The organism is Moritella sp., assembly GCF_033791185.1.
Taxonomy (GTDB): Bacteria; Pseudomonadota; Gammaproteobacteria; order Enterobacterales; family Moritellaceae; genus Moritella.
Genome location: NZ_JASJHF010000214.1, coordinates 1 through 3885, shown reverse-complemented (window position 1 = coordinate 3885; position 3885 = coordinate 1). Strand labels below are relative to the sequence as shown.

General features: G+C 40.4%; 2 protein-coding genes. Both read left to right on the top strand.

The features are described 5' to 3' along the window. On the top strand, positions 1-626 hold a 626-nt coding region (locus QNK26_RS12685), incomplete at its 5' end, for a TonB-dependent receptor domain-containing protein (protein ID WP_319223456.1). Between the two features lie 48 nt (positions 627-674). Continuing rightward, positions 675-3885: alpha-1,6-glucosidase domain-containing protein (locus QNK26_RS12680; RefSeq protein WP_319223455.1), on the top strand; the 3211-nt coding region annotated here is incomplete at its 3' end.

Sequence of the window (3885 nt, the reverse complement as noted above, 5' to 3'; positions counted from 1 at the left end):
AATCATTTATTCAAACCATCACTATGTACGATTTTAACTTTTCTGAAAATGGTTTTTACGTCCCTGAGACAGTAATCGACCCAGAAAGCGGTGTACCAGTAGATGTTGATCCTGTGGGAGAATTCACCACCTCGGTGAATAATTCTGAAGGCGGTTATATAAAAGGCATTGAATTAGCCTATACCCAGGTATTTTCTTTCTTACCAAGTGTATGGTCTGGCTTGGGCGTTAACTTAAGTTACTCACATACCGAAAGTGAAGTTGAATTTCAAACCGATCTTGCTGGTAGTGAACGAACTCAATCTTTACCTGGATTATCTGAAAACGTGTTTACTGCCATTCTGTTTTGGGGCTATCAAGGTTTTGAGACTCGATTAAGTGCACGTTACCGCGATGAGTTTGTTTCAGAGCAGTGGGGCGTTAATGAGCAAGTCGTAAATTATGCCGCTGAAACCGTTATTGACTATCAAGCATCTTATCAAATAAATGAAGATCTAGGCTTGTTAGTGCAAGTAAATAATTTAACCGATGAACCTACGCAAAGTTACTTTGGAGAAGAAGAATTCTCTGGCACTACGCAGTACTTTGGCCGCCAAGTGTATTTTGGCTTCAATTACTCGTTTTAATCTCAGTGACATTTAAAAGTAACTTTATAAGAATTAGGAGAAAAAATTATGTTTACCACCTCTAAGCTTGCAAAATTCATGCTTATCGCTTTGGTATCAATGGTGTTATCCGCCTGTGGCGGAAGCAGTGATGTAGAACCCGGAGGCGTGTTGTTAACCTGTGATGTGCCACTCATTCCAAATGTAGCAGGAGCAAGTTGTGTAGCACCACCACCTATTGCTTGTGATGCGCCGACAGTACCCGATGCACTTAACGAAAAATGTGTGGTTGGCGTTGATCCTAATGCCCCAATCCCAGTTTATTTTCCCGCAGCCAATGAAGCGATTGTTTATTATAATCGTGCGGCAAAAGGGGCGGATAATAGCGCCAACGATCCATCTTATGAAGGTTACCGACTTCATACTTGGAATGATGCCACGTGTGATGCATATGCTGCGCCATTTGATGTAAGTGATTGGAGCAATGGTCATCAGTTTGATGGTATCGACCCAGCCTATGGTGCTTATTGGATTATAAACTTAAAAGAAGATCACAATGCTTGTGGTAACTTTATTCTTCATACGGGTACTGACGATGCAGGAAAGGCCTTAGGCCCTAATAATTCTCAAATGCCATTGATGCAAGACGATGAAACATATCAAAGAATGAATTTTACTTTTGACGGCAATGCTTCAATATTTGAATACGCTGTTGTTTCTTTAGGTAAGCAGCCATTGTCTATAGAAGGGTTTAAAGCACATTGGATAGATGCGAACACGTTCGTATGGAATCCTGATTTCGACATTGTTTCAACGGTTAAATTACATCATGCCGTTGAAGCGGGTATTGCTGCCGACGTTGAAAATAACGATATGGTCAGTGGTACGGTAGTTGAACTTGTTGAAGCTACTCTAACTGAAGAGCAAATGGCAGCAGCACCATTAGTTGCAGATTGGCCGGCCTTTATTGGCGACTGGACTGTTGCAGAAGCAAAGGCTATAGCGAAAAACCAGTTAGTATTAGTTGGTTATAATACCGATGGTGAAACAGCAGCTGCAACCAATGTACAAGCCGATTTAGTGCTTGACGATCTTTATACTAAAGGTGAAATGGATGCCGATGAAGCAACGCTTGGTTTAGTTTATGAAGACGGCGGCGTGTTAGTTTCTTTATGGTCGCCAACCGCACAAAACGTGACATTAAACGTTTATGATGCCACTAAAGCTATGACGAATAGTTTTGCTATGACCGAAGACCCAATGACAGGTATTTGGTCTTATCAAGGTGATGCAAGCCTTGACCGTCAGTTCTATCGTTTTGAACTATCAATTTATCATCATCAAAATAAAGCCATAGAAGTGATCCAAAGCACAGACCCATATTCAGTGAGCTTATCGACTAATGGTGAATATTCTCAGTTTGTAAATTTAAACGACATTGATTTACAGCCAGAAGGTTGGGAAGGTCATCAAGTTATGACCATTGAAAACTACGAAGATGCGGTTATTTATGAAGGCCATATTCGTGATTTTAGTGCTCGAGATGAAAGTACTTCAGTGGCTAATCGCGGTAAGTTCTTAGCATTTACCGAAGTTGATTCAATGCCAATGCAGCATTTACAAACATTGGTTGAAAATGGCTTAACCCATTTCCATATGTTACCTGCAAACGATATTGCTACGATTAATGAAGATCCAGAAATGTTGGTTGATATGACCGATACTGTTGGTGATTTATGTGCGTTAAACGCCGATGCACCAGTGTGTGGTGTAGAAGATGAAAGCGCTACTTTGCAGTCAGTTTTTGAAGGTTACAGTTCTTATACTAACGAAACTGCACAATTAACAGAAGCAATGCGTGGTTATGACAGCTTTAACTGGGGTTATGATCCGAAACACTTTAATGCACCTGACGGCATTTATGCTTCAAACCCTGATGGCGTAACGCGTATTATTGAAATGCGTTCGATGATCAAAGCATTGCACGACACCGGCCTTAGGGTTGTTCTTGATGTGGTTTACAATCATACCAACTCAGCGGGCTTGTGGGATAATTCGGTATTAGATAAAACCGTTCCTGGTTATTATCACAGCCGTGATATTGAAACGGGCGCAGTACTTAACTCGACTTGTTGTAGTGATACTGCACTTGAACACCGTATGATGGACAAGTTAATGGTCGACTCATTAAAGCAATGGACCGCGCAATATCAGTTTGACGGATTCCGTTTTGACATTATGAGTCAAGGTTCTAAAGCACAAATGCTTGCTGCTCGTGAATCAGTGCAAGCCATTGACCCTGACAATCATTTTTATGGTGAAGGTTGGTATAAAGACTCTCGCGGTTTTGAACGTGCCGATCAAGAAAACATGGCAGGCACTGAAATGGCCACCTATAACGATCGTATTCGTGACGGCATTCGCAATGCCACATTATTTAATAATGACGCTTCTTCAGATTATCCATTTGAACAGCAAGATATTGTTAAATTAGGTATGGCGGGTACGTTAACTGATTATGTTTTGAAAAACTTTAATGGTACTGACGCCGCCGGAAGTGCTTTTGGTATGTATGCCAAAGACCCTGCTGATGTGATTAACTACGTGTCAAAACATGATAATGAAACGTTGTGGGATAATTTACAGTTCAAACTTAATTTTGATATGAGCAACAGCGAGCGTGTTCGCGCGCAAAATGTTTCACAATCAATTATTTTACTTTCACAAGGTATTCCTTTTTTACAAATGGGCGGCGATTTCTTACGCTCTAAGTCATTAGACCGAAATACTTATGATGCGGGCGATTGGTACAATTTAGTTGATTTCACTTTTGCATCGAATAACTGGAATAAAGGTTTAGCCGTTGATAAAGGTGGACGAAGTGACGATGACTTAGTGTCGTTAGCTTCAAGTCCTTTAACAAGTGTCGCAATGTCAGATACGATGTTTGCTTCAAGCGTATTTAATGAATTCTTAAAAATACGTACTACCAGTCCACTGTTTAGATTAACCACTGCTGAAGATATTATTAACCGAGTTGGTTTTCATAATATTGGCAAAAATCAAACGCAAGGCTTAATTGTGATGAGCATTGATGATGGCGCTGAATTAGCAGATCTTGATGCAAACTATGATGCGATTGTAGTAATAGTTAATGGTAGCGAAAATGAACAGACACACACTATTGCAACAGCAAGTGATTTTACTTTGCACCCTATATTAAGAAATTCTGTGGACTCGACGTTAAGTGCTGCAAGTTATAGCCAAGGTACAGATGAAG